The organism is Rhizorhabdus wittichii (assembly GCF_017607425.1).
In the GTDB taxonomy this organism is placed as follows: Bacteria; Pseudomonadota; Alphaproteobacteria; order Sphingomonadales; family Sphingomonadaceae; genus Rhizorhabdus; species Rhizorhabdus wittichii.
Window position 1 is genome coordinate 1,280,732 of record NZ_CP059319.1, and the last position, 20,807, is coordinate 1,301,538.

Sequence of the window (20,807 nt, forward strand, 5' to 3'; positions counted from 1 at the left end):
CGAAGATCATCCCAATCGTCATGCGAGTCTAGCCCGAACGCGCAATGAAGGTCGTAATTACGAGGCCGATTCGGCGGTGGGCAGCGCGGCGAGGCCGAGCGGCAGCACCCCGAACGCCTTGATCATCGCCACATAGTCCCAGCAGTCGATATTGTGGGCGATGCGGCCGTCGCGGAAGACGTAGGAGGACAGGCCGTGGAACTCGATCGGGTGGCCGGTCCGGTCGACGCCCTCGAACGGGCCGTTCCAATGGGCGCTGATCGTCCAGTGGCTCGATCCGCGTTCGGGCGTCACCAGCCGCACCGGGAAGCGCAGGGTGAAGTCGGGCATCGTCGCGAACACGCCCTCGGCGAACTCGCGCACCCCGGCATGGCCCTCGTGGCGGGCGCCCAGCGCCAGGTCCTCATAGATGCAGTCGGGCGTGAACAGCGACACCAGCCGGTCGATGTCCTTGTCGCTCCAGGCCTGTTCCAGGTCGTCGAAAATGGCTTCGGTCAGCATGGCTCTCTCCCGGATGCTCGTCAGCGGTCCCGCAGCTTGCGGAAATGCGGCAGGATCTTCTCGCCGATCAGGCGCAGCGACCCGGCCGGATCGGGGCCGAGCGGCGGCCCGAAGGCGATATGGTCGGCCCCACCCGCGATCATCGCCTCGATCTGGCCGATCACGTCGCCGGGCGTTCCGGTCAGGCTGAACGCCTTGACCGCCTTGTCGGTGACGAGCGCCTTGGCCTTCTCGACCTCGCCCGCGGTGAAGGCGTTGTAGGAGGCGTCGATCTCCTCCTGGGTGATCCCCGCCGCGAAGGTCATCGGCGCGAGGAAGGGCTGGAGCAGCGCCAGCATGCCGCGGATGTTGTCCTCGGCCGCCGCGCGGTCCTCGTCGATCGAGGCGAGCGGGCCGGCGATGATCTCGATATTGCCGGTGTCGCGCCCGGCCGCCTCGGCCCCGGCGATGAACTGGCGGCGCAGCTCGGCAATGTGATCGGGGCTGGCGGTGCAGTCGATCTTGATGCCGGGCGCGATCGAGCCCGCCATCTTCGCCATCTGCGGGCCCCAGGTGCCGATGAACAGCGGGATCGTCCGGGCGACGTCGAACTGGAAATAGAGATCGGCGGTGGCCTTGAAGAACTCGCCGTCGAACGGTTCCCGGCCGCCCTGGAGCATCCGGCTCATCAGCAGCCAGGCCTCCTTGAGCATCTTCACCGGCTTGACCGGGTTGGTGATGCCGAGCAGCGGGTTGAAGCCCCCCCGCCCCACGCCGCACACCATCCGCCCGCCGCTCAGCTCGTCGAGCGCGGCGAGGTTGGCGGCGTGGTAGACCGGATTGGCGACCTGCGGGGTCACGATGAACGGGCCGAGCTGGAGGCGGCTGGTGTTCATCGCGATCATCGTCAGGATCGGCCATGCCGGACGGAAGACGAGGTCGTCGGCGATGTGCATCTGGTCGAAGCCATAGGCCTCCACCTGCTGCGCGAGCGGGACATAGTCCTTCATCGGCAGCGCCCCGGTGACCATGATGCTGAAACGTGTCGGCATGACCATCCTGTGTCTGATGTTGAAGCTGCGACCGATGCCCGTCAGAGGCGATATTTGGCGCGGACGAACCATTCGCGCGGCCGCGAGACGGTCGCCTGGGTATAGCCGATGCCGGTGTTGGAGACACCGCTGACGATATAGGTCTTGTCGGTGATGTTGGTGGCGCCGGCCGACAGCTCGATATGGTCGCCGGGCAGCTTGTAGGTCAGGCTGGCGTTGAGCAGTCCGAAGCCCTTCTGGAACAGCGTCGGATCGTTGCTGAACTCCTTGAACTGGCTGCTGCGGTACGCATAGTCGACGCGGACCAGCGCGGTGCCCTTGTCGTCGCTGTCGAACAGCGTCGCGGTGCCGCCGATGTTCGCCGTCCATTTGGGCGTGTTCGGCACCCGGAAGCTGCCCGCCGTCGGATAGTTGGCCAGCGCCTGGGCCGAGAAGCCCTTATAGTCGGCATCGGTATAGCCGAGGCTGCCGTCGAGCCGCAGCCAGTCGGCGAGCCGGGCCGACGCCTCGACCTCGACGCCCTTGATCTTCGCCGAGGCGGCGTTGGCGAGCACCGGCACGAAATTGCCGATCGGGCCGGGGCCGTCCGGGTCGATGTTGTAGGTGACCTGGATGTCCTTGTAGTCGGTGTAGAAGGCCGCGACGTTGAAGCGCAGGCGGCGATCGAACAGCTCGGTCTTCAGGCCGACCTCATAGGAGGTCGCCTTTTCCGGGCCGGCATAGGAGACGATGTCGTTCGGGTCGGTGCCCGGCGCCGGGATGACGGGCGGGAAGTAGCGCATCGTGAAGCCGCCGCCCTTGAAGCCCTTCGAGAAGCTCGCATAGGCCATGACGTCGCGGTTGAACTTGTAGTTGGCCGAGACCATCGGCGTCGTCGACTTCGACCCGCGCGAATACCAGCCGGCCGGGAAGAGCGGCGTGCCGGCCGGGCCGACCGCGCCGGCGAACAGGTTGACGAAGCCCGGCACGTCGGTCTGCGCGGCATAGCCCTGGAGCACCTGCACGCCCGGATTGAAGCGCCGCGTCTCGTCCGAATAGCGCAGGCCGCCGGTGATCGAGAACTGGTCGGTCAGGTCGTAGGTGACCTGGCCGAAGCCCGCATAGCTGTCGTTGCGGATCTTGCCGCCCGACAGGAACTGGACGAGCGTGAGCTGCACCGGGAAGAGCTGGGTGCCGCTCTCGTGCAGGTAATAGAGGCCGAGCACATAGTGCAGCTTGTCGTCGGCGAGATCGCCGAGGAGCTGGAACTCCTGGCTGAACTGCTCGGTCTTGATGTGCTGCTCGATGAAGTTGAGATAGTGCGGCGAGCCGGTGATGTCCTGCGCGATGTCGACCTTCACCTTGCGCCAGGCGGTGATCGACTTGAGCGTCGCGCCGCCGAGCTTCCATTCGAGGTTCAGCCCCGCGCCATAGACGTCGGTGTCGGCATAGTTGGGGCCGCTGTTGGTGGTCTCCAGCGACTTGAGCGGGCGGACCCACTGGCTGTTGTAGCAATAGGGGTTGGCGAACCGGCTGGCGCCGGCCCCCGGCAGGCAGACGCCGCCGGGCACGCCGGCATTATAGGCGCCCGAGAAGGCCGCGCCTTCGTCGGCCTTGACCAGTATCTGGCCCGGCGACTGCTCGCGGATGCGGGTGCCGTCGAAGGTCAGCGTCGCGGTGAGGCTGGAGGTCAGGTCGGCCTCGATCGCGAGGCGGCCGCTCAACCGGTCGACATTGCCCTGCCGGTCGCCGGTGTCCTGGCCGGTCTCGGTGACGCGCTTCACGAAGCCGTGGCGGCTCTGATAGGCGCCCGACAGGCGCGCGCGGACGGTGTCGCTGAGCGGGCCCGAGATCGCGCCCTTGGCGTCGAAGCGGCTGTAGCTGCCGCTGGCCAGCTCGCCATAGCCTTCGAGCGTGTCGGTCGGCCGCTTCGAGATGAGCTGGATCGCGCCGCCGATCGTGTTCTTGCCGAACAGCGTCCCCTGCGGGCCGCGCAGCACCTCCAGCCGATCGATGTCGACCGCGTCGAGCAGCGAGCCCATCGACTTGCCGATATAGACGCCGTCCAGATAGACGCCGACCGCCGGCTCGACGGTCAGCACATAATCGGTCTGGCCGATGCCGCGGATCGAGATCTGGCTCGACGCGCCGCCGCCGGACTCGCTCGCCGCGCTGTCGAACTGCACGTTCGGCACGAAGCTGGTGATGTCGGACGAGCTCTGGACGTTGCGCTCCTCGAGCGCGGCGCTGCTGAACGCGGAGACCGAGAGCGGCGCCGACTGGATATTCTCCTCGCGCCGGCGGGCGGTGACGGTGATCTCCTCGAGGCCGCTGGCGACGACGGGCCCCGCCGCGTCCTGCGCATGGCCGGCACCCGGCGCGAACACGGCCAGCGTGGCGGCCGAAGCCGACAATATCCCAATTCCCCTTTTCATCGTCATACCCCTGACATCTGGATTTCTTATGGGGCCGATGGTGCCGGGGTCCTGTCGATGCACCAAGACGCCCCCTGCAAGGCAGAGCCGCTTTTCGCCACCGAATGCGTGGGCGGCGCAACATACCCTTCGTCATGCTGAACTTGATTCAGCATCCAGAACCGCAACGCTCCCGCTCTATCTCAACGAAGCGGCAATGGATCCTGACTTTCGTCAGGATGACGATCCTGTCGAGGGGGTGTCGTCCTTCTAAGGAATGACGATCGCCGTGTCGGCCTTGACCCGGTCGAGCGCGACCAGCGTGCGGAAGCGCTCGACGCAGTCATTCTCGGAGAAGAGGCGGCGGGTCAGCGCGTCATAGGCGCGCATGTCCGGGGTGACGATGATCAGCACGAAGCTCGTGCCGCCCGTCGTATAATAGCATTGCTGGACCTCGGGCGCGGCGCGGAACAGCGCCTTGGCCTCGTCGACGGTCGCCGCCCGCTCGTCGCGGAGGTGAACCTCGACGATCGCGGTGATCGCCAGCCGGACCGCGTCGGGATCGACGATCGCGACGTTGCGGGTGATGACCCCGGCCGCCTCCATCGCCGCGATCCGCCGCTGCACCGCGGCGGTCGAAAGGTTGACCGCCTCGGCGATCGTCCGCTGCGGCAGCTTGTTGTCGCGCTGGACGATGCGAAGGATCGCCAGGTCGAAGGCGTCGAGCACGCGCGCTGGCGAAGATGATCTGCCGGCCATGACCGAGTAATTGTTGCATTTGATGGGTCAATCAAGAGCAAAATTATCAGCTCTTCGATGATATAACCCGCACCATCTTCCCATGAACGAGCATGCCGTGGACCGAACCTCCCGCACCAATCCAACCCTGACCGGCATCCTCTGCGGCATGGCCGCCGGGGCGCTGTGGGGGCTGGTGTTCCTGGCGCCCGAACTGGCGGGCGCGTTCAGCCCGCTCCAGCTCACCATCGGCCGCTACCTCGCCTATGGCGCGATCTCGGCGGTGCTGATCGCGCCGCGCTGGCGCGCCGCCATCGCCGGGATCGGCCGCCGCGAATGGCTGGCGCTGGCCTGGCTCGCTCTGGCCGGCAACACGCTCTACTATATCCTGCTGTCGAGCGCAGTGCAGAGCGGCGGCATCGCGATGACCTCGCTGGTCATCGGCTTCCTGCCGGTCGCGGTGACGATCATCGGCAGCCGCCACCGCGACGCGGTGTCGCTGTCCCGGCTCGCGCCCTCATTGCTGTTGTGCGCGGCCGGCGCGCTCTGCATCGGCTGGCAGGCGATCGCCATGCCCGCATCGGGATCGGTGACGGCGCAGGTGACGGGGCTGCTCTGCGCGGTCGGCGCGCTGGCGTCGTGGACGGCCTATGCGGTCGGCAACAGCCATATGCTCGGCCGCCTCCCCAGGGTCTCGGTCCACGACTGGAACCTGCTGACCGGGATCGTCACCGGCGCGCAGAGCGTCGTGCTGCTCCCGCTCGCGCTGCTGCTCGGCTCGGCGCGGCACGACACCGTCGCCTGGGCGCAGTTCGCGGGCGTGTCGATCGGCGTCGCGGTGCTGGCGTCGATCGTGGGCAACGCCTTCTGGAACCGGATGAGCCGGCTGCTGCCGCTGACCCTGGTCGGGCAGATGATCCTGTTCGAGACGCTGTTCGCGCTGATCTACGGCTTCCTGTGGGAACGCCGCCTGCCGACCCTGCTCGAAAGCGCGGCCTTCGCGCTGGTGGTGCTGAGCGTGCTGTCGTGCATCGCCGCGCACCGCAGGCCGGCGACCGGGACGGTCCCGGTCGCCGCCTGAGCGATCAGAGCCGGCCCGCCCGTATCTCCCCGTCGATATGCTCGGCCTGACGCAGGGCGAGCGCGACGATCGTCAGGGTCGGGTTGCAGCCGGCCGCGGTCGGGAACAGGCTGCCGTCCGAGACGAACAGGTTCGCGACGTCGTGGGTGCGGCCATAGGGCGTGCAGACGCTGGCCTTGGGATCGGTGCCCATCCGCGCCGTGCCCATATTGTGGGTGGCGGGGATGAAGTCGCCCATCTCGACGATCTTCTCGGCGCCCAGCGCTTCGTAGATCCTGCGGCCGACCTTCCACGCATAGGTCTTCATCGCGATGGTGTTGGGGTGATCCTCATAATGGATCACCGGCACCGGCAGGCCGTAGCCGTCGCGCTCGGTCGGGTGCAGGGTGATGCCGTTCGAGAGCTGCGGCGGGTCCTCGCCGGTCAGCAGCAGCCCCGCGAGATGATCATATTTGTCGAGCACCGAGGTCAGGTCCTCGCCCCAGCCGCCGATCATCATGTTCTTCGCCAGTATCTCCGGCGTGAACGGAACGGTGCTGATCAGGAAGCCGCCGACGAAACCACGCTCGGGCTTGTGGGTCCGCTCGTCGCGGACGACGCCGGCCAGGTGGGTCTGGCGGTGGAAGTTCACCTTGCCCGGCATCACCCCCATCACCTGGATGGTGAAGTGGCGCATATAGTTGCGGCCGACGAGGCCGCTGCCATTGGCGAGGCCGTTGGGGAAACGCGCGCTGCGGTTGTTGAGCAGCAGGCGGGTCGTCTCGACGACGTTGCCGGCGACCGAGACGGCGCGGCACTTCTGCGTGACCGTCCGGCCCTTGTTCAGATAGGTGACGCTCTCGACCCGGCCATCGGCGCCGAGGTCGACCCCGGTGACCATCGAATCCGGGCGCAGCTCGAACCGGCCGGTCTCCTCGGCCTTCGGTATCTCGGTGTAGAGGGTCGACCATTTGGCGCCGACCGCGCAGCCCGAGGTGCAGAAGCCGAGCTGCTGACATGGCGGCCGATCGTCGCGCGGGACCGAATTGATCGCCATGTTGTGCGTGTCGATGTCCGTATAGCCGCACATCCGCGCGCCGGCTTCGAGCACCTTGGTATTGTTGCCCGCCGGCAGGAAGGGCAGCCCGTGCTTGCCGGTCACGCCCATGCGGATCTCGGCCTTGTCGTACCAGGGCGCGATCTCCTCGGGCGTCACCGGCCAGTCGACCAGCGTCGTGTCGGGCAGCGGGCCGTAGGTCGACAGCGCCCGCATCTCATAAGGCTCGATGCGCGGGCAGGCGCCGGTCCAGTGCATGGTGGTGCCGCCGACCGTCTTGCAGCCCCAGACCGGGAAATTGGGATCGGGCTTGCCGGTCGCCATGCGGCGGTCGAGCCAGGTGAGCTTCTCGAACATCACCGCTTCGTCGTTGACCACGTCGGTCAGCGACAGGCGCGGGCCCGCCTCCAGGCAGACGACCTTGTGGCCCTTCTGCGCCAGATCGTTCGACAGCGTGCCGCCGCCCGCGCCCGATCCGATGACGACGAAGACCGAGCCGTCGTCGAGGTTGAAGCGCGCGCTCATGCCCGCCCTCCCGCCTTGGGCAGCCAGTCGATATCGTCGAAGCCGCGGTCGTGATAGCCGCCATATTCGAGCGACGAGCCCTCATAGCCGACCATCTTCCACACCGATCGGTCGCGGTAGATCAGCTCCGCGCCGCGCCAGAGGATCGCCTTGAAGAAGGGCTCCTGGTCGATCTTCTCGACCAGGCCCTTCCGGATCACCGCCGGCAGGTCGGCGAAGGCGGCGATGTGGTTGCCGTCGAGCAGCGCCAGCCCCCGGTCGTGCTCGGCGACCGCGGCGGGCTTCGCCGCGATCTCCCCGAGATAGGTTTCCGCGACGCCGCGATAGAAGTCCGGCGTCAGCCGGCCATGCGGAAAGGCGGTCCGCAGCAGCGCGGCGGTGGTCGCCGTCCGCCGGTCGGCCGCCGCCACGGTGGCCCCGATCGCCCGGCCGCAGGCGAACGGGATGGTGGCCGCGAGGGCGATGCCGCGCACCGCCCCCCGCCGCGTCATGGAAAGGCTGGTCATCGTCACGTCCCGGTTGGTCAGAGGGAGAAGCCGGCCTTCACATAATATTGCCGGCCGCGATCATAGGCCTGCATGAAGAAGCCGAAGGACGGCTGGTAATCGCCGAACGTGCGGAACTTCTTGTCGGCGATGTTGTCGACCCCGAAGGTCAGCGAGAAGGTCTTGCTGTCGCTCTGCCAGCGGACGTTGCCGTTGAAGACGCTGTAGCCCGGCTGGTAGAGTTCGGGGTTGTTGATGCCGTTGGCGTTGGTGAAGAAGCCCGACCGGTACGACCAGTCAACATGCGGCGTGAGCGAGCCGTTGTCGCCCAGGCCGATCTCCTTCTCGCCCGACGCGCTGACCGTCCATTTCGAGACGTAGACGAACTTGGAGTCGAGGGTCAGGCCCTGGACGCCGGCGTCGAGCTGCTTGAACTTGGCGTCGGTCAGGCCGACCGCCGCGTTCAGGCGCCAGCCGTCGCCGGGCGCGAAGTTGGTCTCCAGCTCGAAGCCCTGGATGCGCGCCTTGCCGGCGTTGGTGATGAACGGCCCGACCCGGGTCGCATCCGCCACCAGAAGCTGCATGTCCTTGTAATCGGTGTAGAAGGCGGCGCCGTTCAGGCGCAGACGGTTGTCGAGCGCCATCAGCTTGAAGCCGGCTTCGTAGGAGTCGACCGTCTCGGGCTTGAAATTCGGCAGGCTCGGCTCGGGCGGGAAGATGCGCTGGGTATAGCCACCGCTCTTGAAGCCCTGCGAATAGGTCGCATAGAGCATGAAGTCGCGCGTCGCCTGGTAGGACAGGTTGACCATCGGCGTCCATTTGTTGACGTCGGCCTTGACCGTCTGGAGCGGCACGATCCGGGTGCCGGGCGGGATCACCAGGAACGGCGCCAGCGTCGACTTCACGAACTGGTCGGGCAGATAGTCCTTGCGGTCCTGCGTGTAGCGCAGGCCGCCGGTCAGGGTCAGCTTGTCGGTGAGCTTGTAGCCGAGCTGCGCGAAGGCGGCCCAGTTCTTGTAGTCGTAATAGCCGCCCGATTCCGCCGACACGACGAGGAAGTCGATCGAGTTGAGGTCCTTGCCCTTCTCCTTGAAGAAATAGAGGCCGGTGACCCAGTTGAGCCGGTCGTCGAACGCCTTGCCGGTGAACTGGAATTCCTGGCTGAACTGCTTCTGGGTGAAGTCGTCATAGACATGGTTGATCGGCAGGTTCGATCCGTCGCGGTCCTGCGCGAAGGTGCCGTTGATGCGACGGATCGCGGTGATCGACTTGATCTGCATCTCGTCGGTCAGGTCATAGGAGGCGGTCAGCGACGCCGACCACAGCTCGAGGTCCGAGAAGGTCGGCCCGGTCGAATAGTTGGTGTCCTTCGAGAAGAGGCGCTGGTTGTAGCACTGGGTGTTGGCCGCAGCCGCCGGGGTCAGGCAGTCGGCCGGATTGCCCAGGCCGGTCGCGATGACGTTCTGCAACGTCACGAAGCTGCCGGTCGCGGTCGGATCGATGCCCGAGATGGTGACCGGCGCGCCGTTGCTCTTGTCGCGGGTATAGTCGCCGGCGATCGTCGCCTCGAACCGGCTGTCGACCGGCGCGATGCGCAGCGCGCCGCGGATCATCTTGGTATCCTGGTTGCCCAGCTTCTTGCCGAGCCCCGGCGCCTTCACATAGCCGTCCTGCGAGAAGAGGCCGCCGCTGACCTTGGCGTAGATGCCCTCGGCGATCGGGCCGCTGACCATGCCGCGCACGTTGATCCGGTCGTCGGTGCCGTATTTGATGTCGGCCTTCAGCTTGAACTCGTCGCTCGGCTGGACCGTGGTCAGGTTGATCGCGCCGCCGATCGTGTTGCGGCCGAACAGCGTGCCCTGCGGCCCGCGCAGCACCTCGACCGAGTTGACGTCGATCAGGTCGAACACGCCGCCGGCGGTGCGGCCCAGATAGACGCCGTCGATATAGATGCCGACGCCCGGCTCGACGGTCGGCGCGAAGTCGTTCTGTCCGATGCCGCGGATGTAGACGGCCGCGTTCGACGCGATGCCGCTGTTCGACGGGATGTTGGCAAAGGTCAGGTTCGGCGTGAAATCCTGGATGCGGTTGACCTGGGTGATGCCCTGCGCCTCCAGCCGGTCGCCCGAGAAGGCGGTGATCGAGATCGGCGTGCTCTGGAGGTTCTCGGTCTGGCGGCGGGCGGTGACGGTGATCACCTCCAGCTCATTCTCACCTTCGGTCGAGGCGCCCTGCGCGAGCGCTTCCTGGCTGACCCCGCACAGCGCGGCGGCGATCATCGCCGAGGACAGGAGGCGGCGCTTGGTCCAAGCTGTAGATATCATGACATTCCCCTTTCGCAATTGACGGGCCCTGCGAACTCGCGCCGGTCTATGCCGGGCTACGATGGGGAAGGTCTCAATTCGGGCGGCCGCCGACTATCCAGTATCCGCAGCCGATGTGCGTCATTGGTACGAAACGGTTGGCGAGAAATGGATGACGGTTTTATTCGACGTCATGCCGGCGGAGGCCGGCATCTCGGGAGGAAGGGAGATGAGGTCGAGGCAGGAGCCTCCCGAGATGCCGGCCTCCGCCGGCATGACGAGCATCCTTGCAGGCGTTACTGGCCCAGCAGCGACCGGGCGAAGCCGAGCAGCGCTGCGTCGGCGTGGCGGGCGCCGGTCAGCATCATGCCGATCGGCATCCCCTGCCCGTCCGTGCCGGACGGCAGGCTGATCGACGGCAGGCCGGCCATGCTGTCGGGCCGGGTGAAGCGGGTGATGGTCGGGAAGGTCGGCGCCGGCCGGCCATTGAGCGGCAGCTCGGGCCCGGTATCGATCGCCGGCGCGACCAGCGGCGCGGTCGGCAGCAGGATATGGTCGACGCCGCCCGCGAAGATCGCGGCATAGGCGGCGCGCAGCGCCGGCCAGTCATGGCCGATCGCCTGCGCATAGTGCGCGGCGGTGACCGTCGCGCCGTCCGACGCGAGCCCGAGCAGATGCGCGACGTCGGGGCTGGCGACCGCCGCGACCAGTTCCTCGAACGAGCGGCCGGCGAGATCGGGCGCGGTCGCGCGCAGCGTCTCGTGCGTCTGGTAGAGTGCGATCGGGAAGCCGCAGGCCTCGTCGAGCGCGTTGACCCGCGCGAGATCGACGGTGACGACGCGATGTCCGGCCGCTTCGATCCGCGCGATCATCCGGCGATAGGCGTCGGCGACGGCGGGCTCCAGCTCGCCCAGGTCGGCGTCGGCGGCGATGCCGATGGTGCGTGCGCCGACCGCCGCGTCGGCCGGGATTTCGCCCGCGAGCATCGCATCGGCCCACATTATCCAGCGCAGCTCGCGCGCCATCAGGCCGATCGTGTCGCGGCTCGGCGACAGTCCGATCAGCCCGTCCGAGGGATAGCGCCCCATCGAGGGACGAAAGCCGATCACGCCGCAGAAGCCGGCGGGAATCCGCGCCGACCCGCCGGTGTCGGTGACCAGCGAGAGATCGCCGAGGCCGGCCGCCAGCGCGGCGGCCGATCCACCGCTCGATCCGCCCGCCGCGCGCGCGGGATCGTGCGGGTTGGCGATCGCGCCGGTCCAGCCATTGGCGCCGGTGACGCCGAAGGCGAGTTCGTGGAGCGTCGTCTTGATCGGCAGCACCGCGCCCTTCTCGCGCAGCAGCCGGACGGCGGTCGCGTCGCGCTCCGCGCGGACGGCGGCGAAGCCCGGCGATCCGGCCGTCCATTGCAGGCCGGCAACGGCGATATTGTCCTTCACGAGCACCAGGGGCGCGCTTCCTTCCGGAAGCGCGCCCCAGGCCGCGATGGCGTCGCGGTCGACCTCGGCGATGGCGTTGAGCGCCGTCGCCCGGTCGATCAGACGTTCGAGTGTCGCTTGGTCGACGATGATCCTTACCCCAGTGCGATGGTGACCGACTTGCTCTCGGTGTAGAGGTCGCGGGCGACATGGCCAAGCTCGCGGCCATAGCCCGACATCTTGTAGCCGCCGAACGGCACCGCCGGATCGAGCAGGTTGTGGCAGTTCACCCAGACGGTGCCCGCCTTGAGCTTGCGGACCATGCGGTTGGCGAGCGAGAGGTTGTTGGTCCAGACGCTGGCGCCAAGGCCGTAGCTGCTGTCGTTCGCCATCGCGGTCGCAGCCTCGAGGTCGTCGAACGGGGTCGCGGCGAGCACCGGGCCGAAGATCTCCTCGCGATAGATGGTCATGTCGGGGCGGACGTCGGCGAACACCGCCGGGCGGAAGAAGAAGCCCGCGCCGTCGACCGCCTTGCCGCCCGCGATCAGCCGGCCGCCCTGCTCCTGGCCGAGGTCGAGGAAGCCCTGGACCCGCTCGCGCTGCTTGGCCGAGACCAGCGGTCCCATCTGCGCCGACGGATCGAAGCCCGATCCGAGGGTGAAGCCTTCGGCGACCTGGGCGAGGCCCTCCATCACCGCGTCGTAGATCGGCCGCTCGACGAACAGGCGCGATCCGGCGGTGCAGACCTGGCCATGGTTGAAGAACACCGCCTGCGCGGCGCCCTGCACGGCCATGCCGATGTCGGCGTCCTTGAGGATCACGACCGGCGACTTGCCGCCCAGTTCGAGCGAGATGCGCTTCATCGAGTCGGCGGCGCGGCGCTGGATGATCTGGCCGACCTCGGTCGATCCGGTGAAGGCGATCTTGTCGACGCCGGGATGATCGACCAGCGCGGCGCCCGGCTCGGCATCGCCGGTGACGATGTTGACGACGCCGTCGGGGAAGCCCGCCTCGCAGATGAGCTGGCCCAGGCGCAGCGCGGTCAGCGGCGTGTCCTCGGCCGGCTTGAGCACGACGGTGCAGCCCGCCGCGATCGCCGGGGCGATCTTCCACACCGCCATCACCAGCGGGAAGTTCCACGGGATGATCTGCCCGACCACGCCGACCGGCTCGCGCAGCGTCTGCGACGTGAACTGCATGTCGGGGATATAGGCGAAGGACGGGTTGATCGTGGTGCCCTCGATCTTGGTCGCCCAGCCGGCCATGTAGCGCAGCGAGTCGATCGCGATGTTGAGGTCGCCATGGCGCGCCATCATCAGCAGCTTGCCGTTGTCGATCGTCTCCAGCTCGGCGAACTCGTCGGCATGCTGTTCGAGCAGGTCGGCCAGCTTGAGCAGCAGCCGCTCGCGCTGGACCGGACGGACCGCCGCCCAGCTACCCTCGAACGCCCGGCGCGCGGCCTTGACCGCACGGTCGACGTCGCCGGCCGTACCGGCGGGGACGGTGGTGACGGGAAGCCCGGTGGCCGGATCGGTGACGGTGATCGTGCGGCCCGACTCGGACCCGACCCACTGGCCGTCGATCAGCATCTGTCCCGGCGCCGAAACGAAGGCGCGGGCCCCTGCCCCGAGCTTGCCCTTCTGGTCGATGACGTCCGACATTTCCACTCCTCAAGCCTTGCGAAAAAGATGCCGCAGCTAAGCCTCGGGGCGGACCGGCCGCTATCCGCAATGCGAAGCAGCCGTCCGCATCTCGCATCCTAAGCCGGGGGCGGCCCAAGCACCACTTGACATTTCAACTAATTTGCATTGTCCTTCGCGTCCCGGCAGGCCTAGCCTCAGAACCGGCCTGAGCCGGCCACTGCCTGCACGGCGGGAGGAGGTGCGATATGCTGACCCTGGCACGAAACGACCCTCGCAAGGCGACGCGCGATTTCCAGTCGAACGATCCGGGCGAGATCATCGACTATGTCGGCAAGACGCTGGCCCCGCACCGGATGGACATGGGCGATCCGTCGCGCATGTCCGCCAAGCTGAGCTGCATCGGCGTCGCGCCGACCCAGATCGTCGACATCCAGTACGGCACCGACGTCTGGATCGACCCCGGCGAGCTCGACGCGCATTTCCTGGTCCATGCCTCGATCGAGGGGACCAGCGAGGTCTGGGCCGGCGGATCGGAAGGCTCGATCCGCCCCGACAACCTCCACATCAGCTCGCCCGGCGCGCCGATCCGCATCCACATGACGCCGGCCTGCCGCCACCTGACGGTGCGGATCGCCCGGTCGGCGTTCGAGGATTATCTGACCCGGATCATGAACATCCCGGCCAACCGGCCGCTGGTCTTCTATCCGGGCCGCGAATGCGGGCGCGAGCTGCCGGTCGTCTGGCGCAACCTGCTCAACCATCTGATCGACCAGACCAGCCATGGTCCGATGCTGATGTCGAACAACCGGACCCAGCGCCAATATTCGATGCTGATGATCGAGCTGCTGCTGAGCAATTATTGCAACAGCTATTCGGACCAGATCGCGCTCTACGGCAACGACATCTCGCCCTGGCACGTCCGCCGTGCCCGCGACATCATCCACGCCTCGTTCGACGACAGCATCTCGGTCACCGATCTCGCCAACCAGGTCGGGGTGAGCGTCCGCAGCCTGCAGAACGGCTTCCGCCAGTTCCTGGGGCTGACCCCGGTCGAATATGTCCGGCGGCACCGGCTGGAGAAGCTCCACAGCGCGCTGATGGACGCCAGCCCCGAGGCGAGCGTGACCGAGCTGATGCTCGAATGCGGCATCGTCAATTTCGGCCGCTACGCGCAATATTACCGGCAGCAATATGGCTGCCGCCCGTCCGAGACGCTGCGCAGCAGAAGGCCGTGCTGATCTAAATCCTCCCCATCGCAGATGGGGAGGGGGACCGCCGCAGGCGGTGGAGGGGGCGCCGGCGAAGCTGGCGCTGCGCGCCTACCCCTCCACCATCCTGCGGATGGTCCCCCTCCCCCCGCTGCGCGCGGGGAGGATTTCAGGAGGAATTAAAACACCCGCCCCCGGTTCAATATCCCCTTGGGATCGAGCGCCGCCCGGATCGTCCGCATCATCGCGATTTCCGCGGCGCTGCGGCTATGGCCGAGCCAGGCGCGCTTGAGGATGCCGATGCCGTGCTCGGCCGAGACCGATCCGCCGGCCGCGCGCACCGCGTCGTAGACGATCGCCTCCGCCACCGGCCGCTGCGCCTCCTCGGCCAGTTCGAGCGCGAGGTGGAGGTTGCCGTCGGCGATATGGCCGAAGCAGATCGGCCGGCTGCCCGGCACCTCCCTGGCCAGCCGCGCGCGCAGTTCGGTGACGAGGCCGCCGATCGCGCCGATCGGCGCGCTGACGTCGAACGGCTCGACGATCGCCATCGCCCCGACCAACTCGCCGACCGCGTCGCGGAAGCGCCAGAAGCGCTGGTGGTCGCGCTCCGACCGGGCGACCAGCGCGTCGCGCACCGTGCCGTCGGCGAAGCTCTCCTCCAGCGCCGCCGCCAGCGCCTCGTCGTCGCCGCTCTCGGTCTCGACGAGGACGACCAGTTCGTGCGCCGCGTCGAACGGATAGCCCTGCCCGCTGGCGACGCAGGCGGCGCCGAAGAAATCGCTCCACATCAGCTCATAGGCCGAGAGCTGGCCCGGCATCGCCCGTTCGAGCCGCGCCAGCAGCCGCACCGCCGCGGCATAGTCGGCGACGGCGCAGAGCGCGGTCTGCCGTCCGATCGGGGGCGGGCGCAGCCGCAGCACCGCGCGGGTGACGATCCCCAGCGTCCCTTCCGATCCGATGAAGAATTGCTTCAGGTCGTAGCCGGTGTTGTTCTTCAGCATCGCGCCGAGCGACGAGATGATCGTCCCGTCGGCGAGCACCGCCTCCAGCCCCAGCACCTGGTCGCGCATCATGCCATAGCGCAGCACCTGGGTGCCGCCGGCATTGGTCGCGATCATCCCGCCGATCGTGCAGCTTCCGCGCGCGCCGATGTCGACCGCCAGCCGCCAGCCCGCATCGGCCGCCGCCAGCTGCGCGGCCTCCAGTACGCAGCCCGCCCCGACCGTCATCAACCCGGCATCGCTGTCGATCGCCTCGATCGCGGCCATGCGTTCGAGCGACAGGATCAGCTCGCCGTCGCGCGGTAGGCCGCCGCGCGTCATGCCGGTGCGGCCGCCCTGGACGACGACCGGCTGGCCGGCGGCATGGCAATGCCGCAGCACCGCCGCGACCTGCTCGACCCCGGCGGGGCGAACCAGCCCGACAGGCCGTCCCGCCACGCCGCCGGTCTCGTCGTCGAGATAGCGGGGCTCGACCGCGTCGGGCCCGAAGGCGTTGCCGGCGCCGACGATGGCGGCGAGCGCGTCGATGGTCATCAATCCTCGCTATCGGCGAATTTCGGCATCAGGCCGCGCTGGCGCAGCAGCGCGACGAAATCGGCGAGCCGGCCGCTGCGATAGGCGCCGACGTCGACACCGTCATAGTCATAGAAGCCCGCCCCGTCGCGCAGCCCCCGCCGCGCCTGCGCCATGTTCTCGCCGATGATCGCGGGGGCGGCGAAGCGGCCGGCGTCGATCGTCTCCGACAGGAAGGCGCTGGCATGGTGGAGGATGTCGCCCCCGCCCCAGTCGATGAACTCGAGCAGGCCGAGCACCGCGAAGCGCAGCCCGAAACCGACCCGGATCGCGGTGTCGATATCCTCGGGCGAGGCGACGCCCTCCTCCGCCATCCGCGCGGCCTCGTTCATCGCCAGCGCCTGGATGCGCGGCACGATATAGCCGGGCGAGGTGCGGCAGGTGACGGGCACCTTGCCGATCGCGGTCAGTATCTCGCGGAGCCGCGCCAGTATCTCGGGCGCGGTGTCGGCCGAGGGCGACACCTCGACCAGCGGCATCAGATAGGCGGGGTTGAGCCAGTGCGCGTTGAGGAAGCGGTGCGGCCCCTTGACCAGCGGCGCGAGCGTGTCGGCGTCGATCGTCGAGGTGGTCGAGGCGATGATCGCGTCGTCGCGGGCATGCTGGCCGACGAAGGCGAAGCAGTCGCGCTTGGCGTCGACCGTCTCGGGAACGCCCTCGAACAGCAGGTCGCACGCCGCGATCGCCGCCGGGGTGGCCCCTCGATCGGCGAAGCTGACGCGGCCGAGCGCGGCGGCGACCGCGCCTTCGTCCATCGCGCCGACCGACTTCAGGAAGGCCAGATCCTGCCCGATCTCGCGCATCGCCTCGGCCGCGAGCCGTTCGGCGGCCTCGGCATCGCGCGGCTTGACGTCGATCAGGACGACCGCATGGCCGGCCAGCGCGAAGGCGACGGCAATGCCGCGCCCCATCCGCCCCGCGCCGACCGCGCCGATCCTGAGCGGCTCAGATGCCGTCATGCAGGAAATCCTTCATCGCGTTGCGGTCGAGCGTGTCGAGCCCGAGGCTTTCGAGCGTGCGGCCGGCGGCATAGAGGTCCTCGCCGGTGATCGCCGACGCCATGGCGAGCAGGCCGGAGGCGACCGGGGTCTCGACGCCCAGCCAGCGGCCGATCGACACCAGCATCGACAGCCCGAGCGCGGTATCCTCGCGCATGTAGCGATGCGTCTTGAGATCGATCTTCTCGCGCCAGTCGCCGCTGTCGGTCAGCTTCTCGTGCGCGGCGTTGCCGTACATCCATTCGTCGCCGTCGAGGGTGTAGTGATCGGCGAGCGGGAAGTGCGGCGCGCGATAGCCGAGCGCCTCGCGCAGCACGATCCGCTCATTGTCGAGCGCGGTGGTGACGGCGCGGATCGACGGCTGGGTGCCTTCGTTGTGGATGTCCCAGGCCGGGAAATATTCGAGCGGCCCGGCATTCATCAGGATCAGCGGCGGGTGGATGATCGGCCCGGCGTTCATCAGCCCGCCCGACAGCCCGTCCTCGATCCGCTCGATCGCCGGATAGACCTGTTCGAGCAGCCCGAAGGCATGGTCGGCGTTGCGCGCCGGGAACACGCCGGTCGGCAGGCGGGTGGCATAGGCGCTGACGACGATCTCGGCCGGACCGTGCTTGCGCACCAGATAGGGCAAGGTGCCGGTCTCGGCGAAGCTGACGTCGGCGCTGTTGCCGGCCGCGCGCGCCGCCTGCGCGAACAGGATCGAGCCGAGGGTGCCCGGCGGCAGGAAGGCGACCTGCCCGTCACGCCAATAAGGCGCGCAGGCGACGGCCAGGTCCGCATGGGTGTCGGCCGGCAGCGGGATCACGACGACCTCGGCCGAGGTGATCGCCTCCTCCAGCGACAGCGTCGGGTGCGCGATCGCGACCTCGCGGTCGCCCCTGGAGTCGCGGATGCGGATGCTGCGCTTCTCCAGCACCGGCGCGAACGCCTCGGCGCCGCGGCGCCAGAACCAGACCTCATGGCCCTTCTCGCTCAGTTCAACCGCCGCCGCGTAGCAGCCATGTCCCCCGCCCAATACCGCGACACGCATTCCCGAATTCTCCCATGGATCGATGTCTGCGAGCATTTGTGCCGGACACGGCCGCCGCCACTATACGCTATCGGCAGGGTTGATCCGCAATCTGCAGCAATGTCGCGATGCCCTTTCCGGCGAGGATTGACAGGCAATGGCGCGCCGGGCCCTCATCGCCGCACGGATGGCCTATCTTTATTGCCATTTCACGTGACATATAATCCACCCACCCGCGGAGTCGAACCGGGCGGACAGCGAGGAGCCAGCGGATGCAGCCGGACGAACGACGGGGATGGTATGTCGTCATCCTGTGCATGACGGCCTATATCTTCTCGTTCATCGACCGGCAGATCCTCGCCCTGCTGATCGCCCCGATCCAGGCCGACCTCGGCATCACCGACACCCAGTTCGGCCTGCTCCACGGCCTCGCCTTCTCGCTGTTCTACGCGACGATGGGCATTCCGGTCGCCAGCCTGTCGGACCGCGCCTCGCGCCCGCTGATCATCGCGATCGGCGTCGCCTTCTGGAGCGCGGCGACGATGGCCTGCGGGCTGGCGCGCAGCTTCCTGTCGCTGTTCCTCGCGCGGATCTGCGTCGGCGCGGGCGAGGCGGCGCTGTCGCCCGCCACCTATTCGCTGATCAGCAACCTCTTCCCGCGCGAGAAGCTGGGTCGCGCGGTCGCGGTCTATTCGCTCGGCTCCTTCCTCGGCTCGGGCATCGCCTTCCTCGCCGGCGGCGCGGTGATCGCGATGGTCAGCGGCAGCGACGGCATCACCCTCGCCGGCATCGCCTTCCGGCCATGGCACCTCGCCTTCCTGATCGTCGGCGCGCCGGGCGTGCTGCTCGCCGCGATCATCTTCCTGACGGTCCGCGAACCGCTGCCGCCCGCCGCCCGCGCGGGCGCCGCCGACCATCCCTCGCTGAAGGCGGTGCTCGCCTTCCTGGCGCGCGAGCGGGCGATCTTCGTGCCGCACATGCTGGGCTACACCTTCGCGGCGATGGCGCTGTTCTCGCTGCTCGGCTGGTCGCCCGCCTATCTGATGCGCGTCCATGGCGTCGATCCCGCCGCCTCGGGGCTGTGGCTGGGCGTCGTCACCGTCGTCGCGGGCGGCGGCGGCGTGCTCGCCAGCGGCTGGATCATGGATCGGCTCGCCAGCCGCGGCGTCGCGGATTCGCCGTTCCGCACCGGCATCATCGGCGCGCTGGGGACGATGCTGCCCGCCGCCGCCCTGCCCTTCGCGCCGTCCTTCGGGGCGGGGATGGCGCTGCTCGCGGTCGCGCTGTTCTTCGCCTCCTTCCCGATGCCGCCGTCGACCGCCGTCATGCAGATCGTCGCGCCGGCCGCGATGCGGTCGCGGGTCGCGGCGATCTTCCTGTGCAGCAATTCGCTGATCGGCCTGACGCTCGGATCGCTGCTGGTCGGCCTGCTCAACGACCATGTGTTCGCCGGCAAGGCGGCTGTCGGCAGCTCGCTCGGCATCGTCGTCGCGGGCGCCTCGATCGTCGCGGCGGGGTTGCTGGCGTTCGGATGCCGGCCCTATGCGGATACGCTCGCGCACCGGCCGGCCCATGGCGCGGCCTGACCGGAATGCGGACGTTTCCTCTTCCGAGACGCTGTATAAATTAGTTGCCTTTTCAAGTGATATGTTTAGCATTGGTGGGAAGGAGAATCCCACCAGCCAGGAGCACGCGGCATGGACGCCAAGGAGCAAGTGAAGCCCGAACCGAGCGACCGGACGGCCGCGCTGGAGACGCTGCTGTCGGCGGCGCGCGCGCGCCGCGACGAGTTCAGCGCCAACCAGCAGATCAGCGCCGACGTCGTCGAGATGATGAAGGCGGCCGGCGTCTATCGCGCGATGGTCGCCAAGCGCTTCGGCGGCGACGAGAAATCGCCCGCCGAGTTCCTGCGCCTGATCGAGACGATCTCGCAGGCCGACGGATCGGCCGGCTGGGTCGCCAGCTTCGGCTTCTCGGCGGTCTATCTGTCGGCGCTGCCGATCGAGACGCTCGAGGCGATGTACGCCAACGGCCCCGACGTGGTGTTCGCGGGCGGCATCTTCCCGCCGCAGAAGGCGGTGCCGGTCGACGGCGGGCTCGAAGTGTCGGGCCGCTGGAGCTGGGGCAGCGGCTGCACCGGCGCCGAGGTCATCGGCGTCGGCATCAAGGTCGAGGGCGGCGGATCGAACGGCGGCCTGCCGCTGATCGCGGTGACCCCGGCGAAGAACGTCCGGATCGTCCCCAACTGGGACGTCATCGGCATGCGCGGCACCGGCAGCCATGACATGGTGCTCGACAAGGTCGTCGTGCCTGAGGCGTGGACCTTCGTGCGCGGCGGCAAGTCGAGCCTCGACACCCCGCTCTACCGCTATCCGTCGATGCCGCTCGCGGCGCAGGTTCTGGCGGTGGTCGGCCTCGGCATCGCGCGCAGCGCGCTCGACCAGATGATCGCCCTGGCCGGCGGGCGGACCTCGATCACCGGCCAGCCGACCCTGGCCGACCGTCCCTATGTCCAGACCGACATCGCCAAGGCGGAGGCGGCGCTGCGATCGGCCCGCGCCTTCTTCTACGAGATCACGGAAGAAGCCTATGCGACGCTGGTCGCGGGCGACGAGCTGAGCGTCGAGACCCGCGCCCTGCTCCGTCTCGCCTCGACCAACGCGGCGCGCGTCGGCGCCGACATCACGCTCGACATCTACCGCATGGCCGGCACGACCGGCGTCTTCGCCAATCACTGGATCGCGCATCTGATGCAGGATGCGCAGGTCATCCCGCAGCATGCCTTCCTCGCCGACACCACCTGGCAGAATGCCGGCAAGGTGCTGCTGGGCCTCGAATCCCCTCCCGGATATCCCTGAACTGGA

Annotated in this window: 17 protein-coding genes; 4 read left to right on the top strand and 13 right to left on the bottom strand. The window is 68.2% G+C overall.

All coding sequences use genetic code 11. The features are described from left to right. Positions 1-57 precede the first annotated feature (57 nt). The 4 genes from HRJ34_RS06180 to HRJ34_RS06195 form a co-directional block, all read right to left on the bottom strand. On the bottom strand, positions 58-501 hold the full coding sequence (locus tag HRJ34_RS06180; RefSeq protein WP_011951570.1) for an ester cyclase: 444 nt from the start codon (positions 499-501) through the stop codon (positions 58-60). A 20-nt stretch (positions 502-521) separates the two neighbouring features. Next, positions 522-1,532, bottom strand: coding sequence for an LLM class flavin-dependent oxidoreductase (locus tag HRJ34_RS06185; RefSeq protein ID WP_011951571.1), 1,011 nt, complete (start codon positions 1,530-1,532; stop codon positions 522-524). A 41-nt stretch (positions 1,533-1,573) separates the two neighbouring features. After that, positions 1,574-3,946 (bottom strand): TonB-dependent receptor, encoded by a 2,373-nt coding sequence (locus tag HRJ34_RS06190; protein ID WP_030090881.1) that lies wholly within the window; start codon positions 3,944-3,946, stop codon positions 1,574-1,576. A 249-nt stretch (positions 3,947-4,195) separates the two neighbouring features. Continuing rightward, positions 4,196-4,684 (bottom strand): Lrp/AsnC family transcriptional regulator, encoded by a 489-nt coding sequence (locus HRJ34_RS06195; RefSeq protein WP_029995007.1) that lies wholly within the window; start codon positions 4,682-4,684, stop codon positions 4,196-4,198. 82 nt (positions 4,685-4,766) lie between these two features. Here HRJ34_RS06195 and HRJ34_RS06200 point away from each other — a divergent pair, with 82 nt between their 5' ends. Continuing rightward, positions 4,767-5,744 (top strand): DMT family transporter, encoded by a 978-nt coding sequence (locus HRJ34_RS06200; protein ID WP_208633611.1) that lies wholly within the window; start codon positions 4,767-4,769, stop codon positions 5,742-5,744. 4 nt (positions 5,745-5,748) lie between these two features. Here HRJ34_RS06200 and HRJ34_RS06205 read toward each other — a convergent pair whose 3' ends face one another. The 6 genes from HRJ34_RS06205 to HRJ34_RS06225 all read right to left on the bottom strand — a co-directional run bounded on the left by HRJ34_RS06205 (position 5,749) and on the right by HRJ34_RS06225 (position 13,172). Then, positions 5,749-7,305 (bottom strand): GMC family oxidoreductase, encoded by a 1,557-nt coding sequence (locus HRJ34_RS06205; protein ID WP_208633612.1) that lies wholly within the window; start codon positions 7,303-7,305, stop codon positions 5,749-5,751. After that, the gene (locus HRJ34_RS06210; protein WP_011951576.1) at positions 7,302-7,811 is read right to left on the bottom strand and encodes a hypothetical protein; all 510 of its coding nucleotides are present in this window, start codon (positions 7,809-7,811) and stop codon (positions 7,302-7,304) included. The genes HRJ34_RS06205 and HRJ34_RS06210 overlap by 4 nt, the downstream gene beginning before the upstream one ends. 17 nt (positions 7,812-7,828) lie before the next feature. Then, on the bottom strand, positions 7,829-10,114 hold the full coding sequence (locus tag HRJ34_RS06215) for a TonB-dependent receptor (RefSeq protein ID WP_011951577.1): 2,286 nt from the start codon (positions 10,112-10,114) through the stop codon (positions 7,829-7,831). 120 nt (positions 10,115-10,234) lie between these two features. Then, positions 10,235-10,369 carry a hypothetical protein gene (locus tag HRJ34_RS29435; protein WP_264319422.1) on the bottom strand — a complete coding sequence of 45 codons (135 nt, stop codon included), beginning with the start codon at positions 10,367-10,369 and terminating at the stop codon, positions 10,235-10,237. A gap of 20 nt (positions 10,370-10,389) precedes the next feature. Further along, the gene (locus HRJ34_RS06220; protein ID WP_016744202.1) at positions 10,390-11,538 is read right to left on the bottom strand and encodes an amidase family protein; all 1,149 of its coding nucleotides are present in this window, start codon (positions 11,536-11,538) and stop codon (positions 10,390-10,392) included. Between the two features lie 128 nt (positions 11,539-11,666). Continuing rightward, positions 11,667-13,172, bottom strand: a complete 1,506-nt coding sequence (locus HRJ34_RS06225) for an aldehyde dehydrogenase family protein (protein WP_011951579.1) — start codon at positions 13,170-13,172, stop codon at positions 11,667-11,669. Between the two features lie 227 nt (positions 13,173-13,399). On the opposite strand from HRJ34_RS06225, the gene HRJ34_RS06230 reads away from it, so the two are divergent. After that, positions 13,400-14,392, top strand: a complete 993-nt coding sequence (locus tag HRJ34_RS06230; protein WP_011951580.1) for an AraC family transcriptional regulator — start codon at positions 13,400-13,402, stop codon at positions 14,390-14,392. 149 nt (positions 14,393-14,541) lie between these two features. Here HRJ34_RS06230 and HRJ34_RS06235 read toward each other — a convergent pair whose 3' ends face one another. The 3 genes from HRJ34_RS06235 to HRJ34_RS06245 are packed head-to-tail and all read right to left on the bottom strand — an operon-like array spanning position 14,542 to position 17,964. Beyond that, a complete protein-coding gene (locus HRJ34_RS06235) occupies positions 14,542-15,897 on the bottom strand; it encodes an FAD-binding oxidoreductase (protein WP_208633613.1) in 1,356 nt (451 codons plus the stop codon). Beyond that, a complete protein-coding gene (locus HRJ34_RS06240) occupies positions 15,897-16,895 on the bottom strand; it encodes a 3-hydroxybutyryl-CoA dehydrogenase (protein ID WP_208633614.1) in 999 nt (332 codons plus the stop codon). The genes HRJ34_RS06235 and HRJ34_RS06240 overlap by 1 nt, the downstream gene beginning before the upstream one ends. Beyond that, the gene (locus HRJ34_RS06245) at positions 16,882-17,964 is read right to left on the bottom strand and encodes an NAD/NADP octopine/nopaline dehydrogenase family protein (RefSeq protein WP_029994999.1); all 1,083 of its coding nucleotides are present in this window, start codon (positions 17,962-17,964) and stop codon (positions 16,882-16,884) included. The genes HRJ34_RS06240 and HRJ34_RS06245 overlap by 14 nt, the downstream gene beginning before the upstream one ends. A 251-nt stretch (positions 17,965-18,215) precedes the next feature. Between HRJ34_RS06245 and HRJ34_RS06250 the strand changes: the two genes are divergently transcribed. Continuing rightward, a complete protein-coding gene (locus HRJ34_RS06250; protein ID WP_011951584.1) occupies positions 18,216-19,529 on the top strand; it encodes a spinster family MFS transporter in 1,314 nt (437 codons plus the stop codon). A gap of 111 nt (positions 19,530-19,640) precedes the next feature. After that, positions 19,641-20,801, top strand: a complete 1,161-nt coding sequence (locus tag HRJ34_RS06255; RefSeq protein WP_208633615.1) for an acyl-CoA dehydrogenase family protein — start codon at positions 19,641-19,643, stop codon at positions 20,799-20,801. The last annotated feature ends 6 nt before the right edge of the window (positions 20,802-20,807 follow it).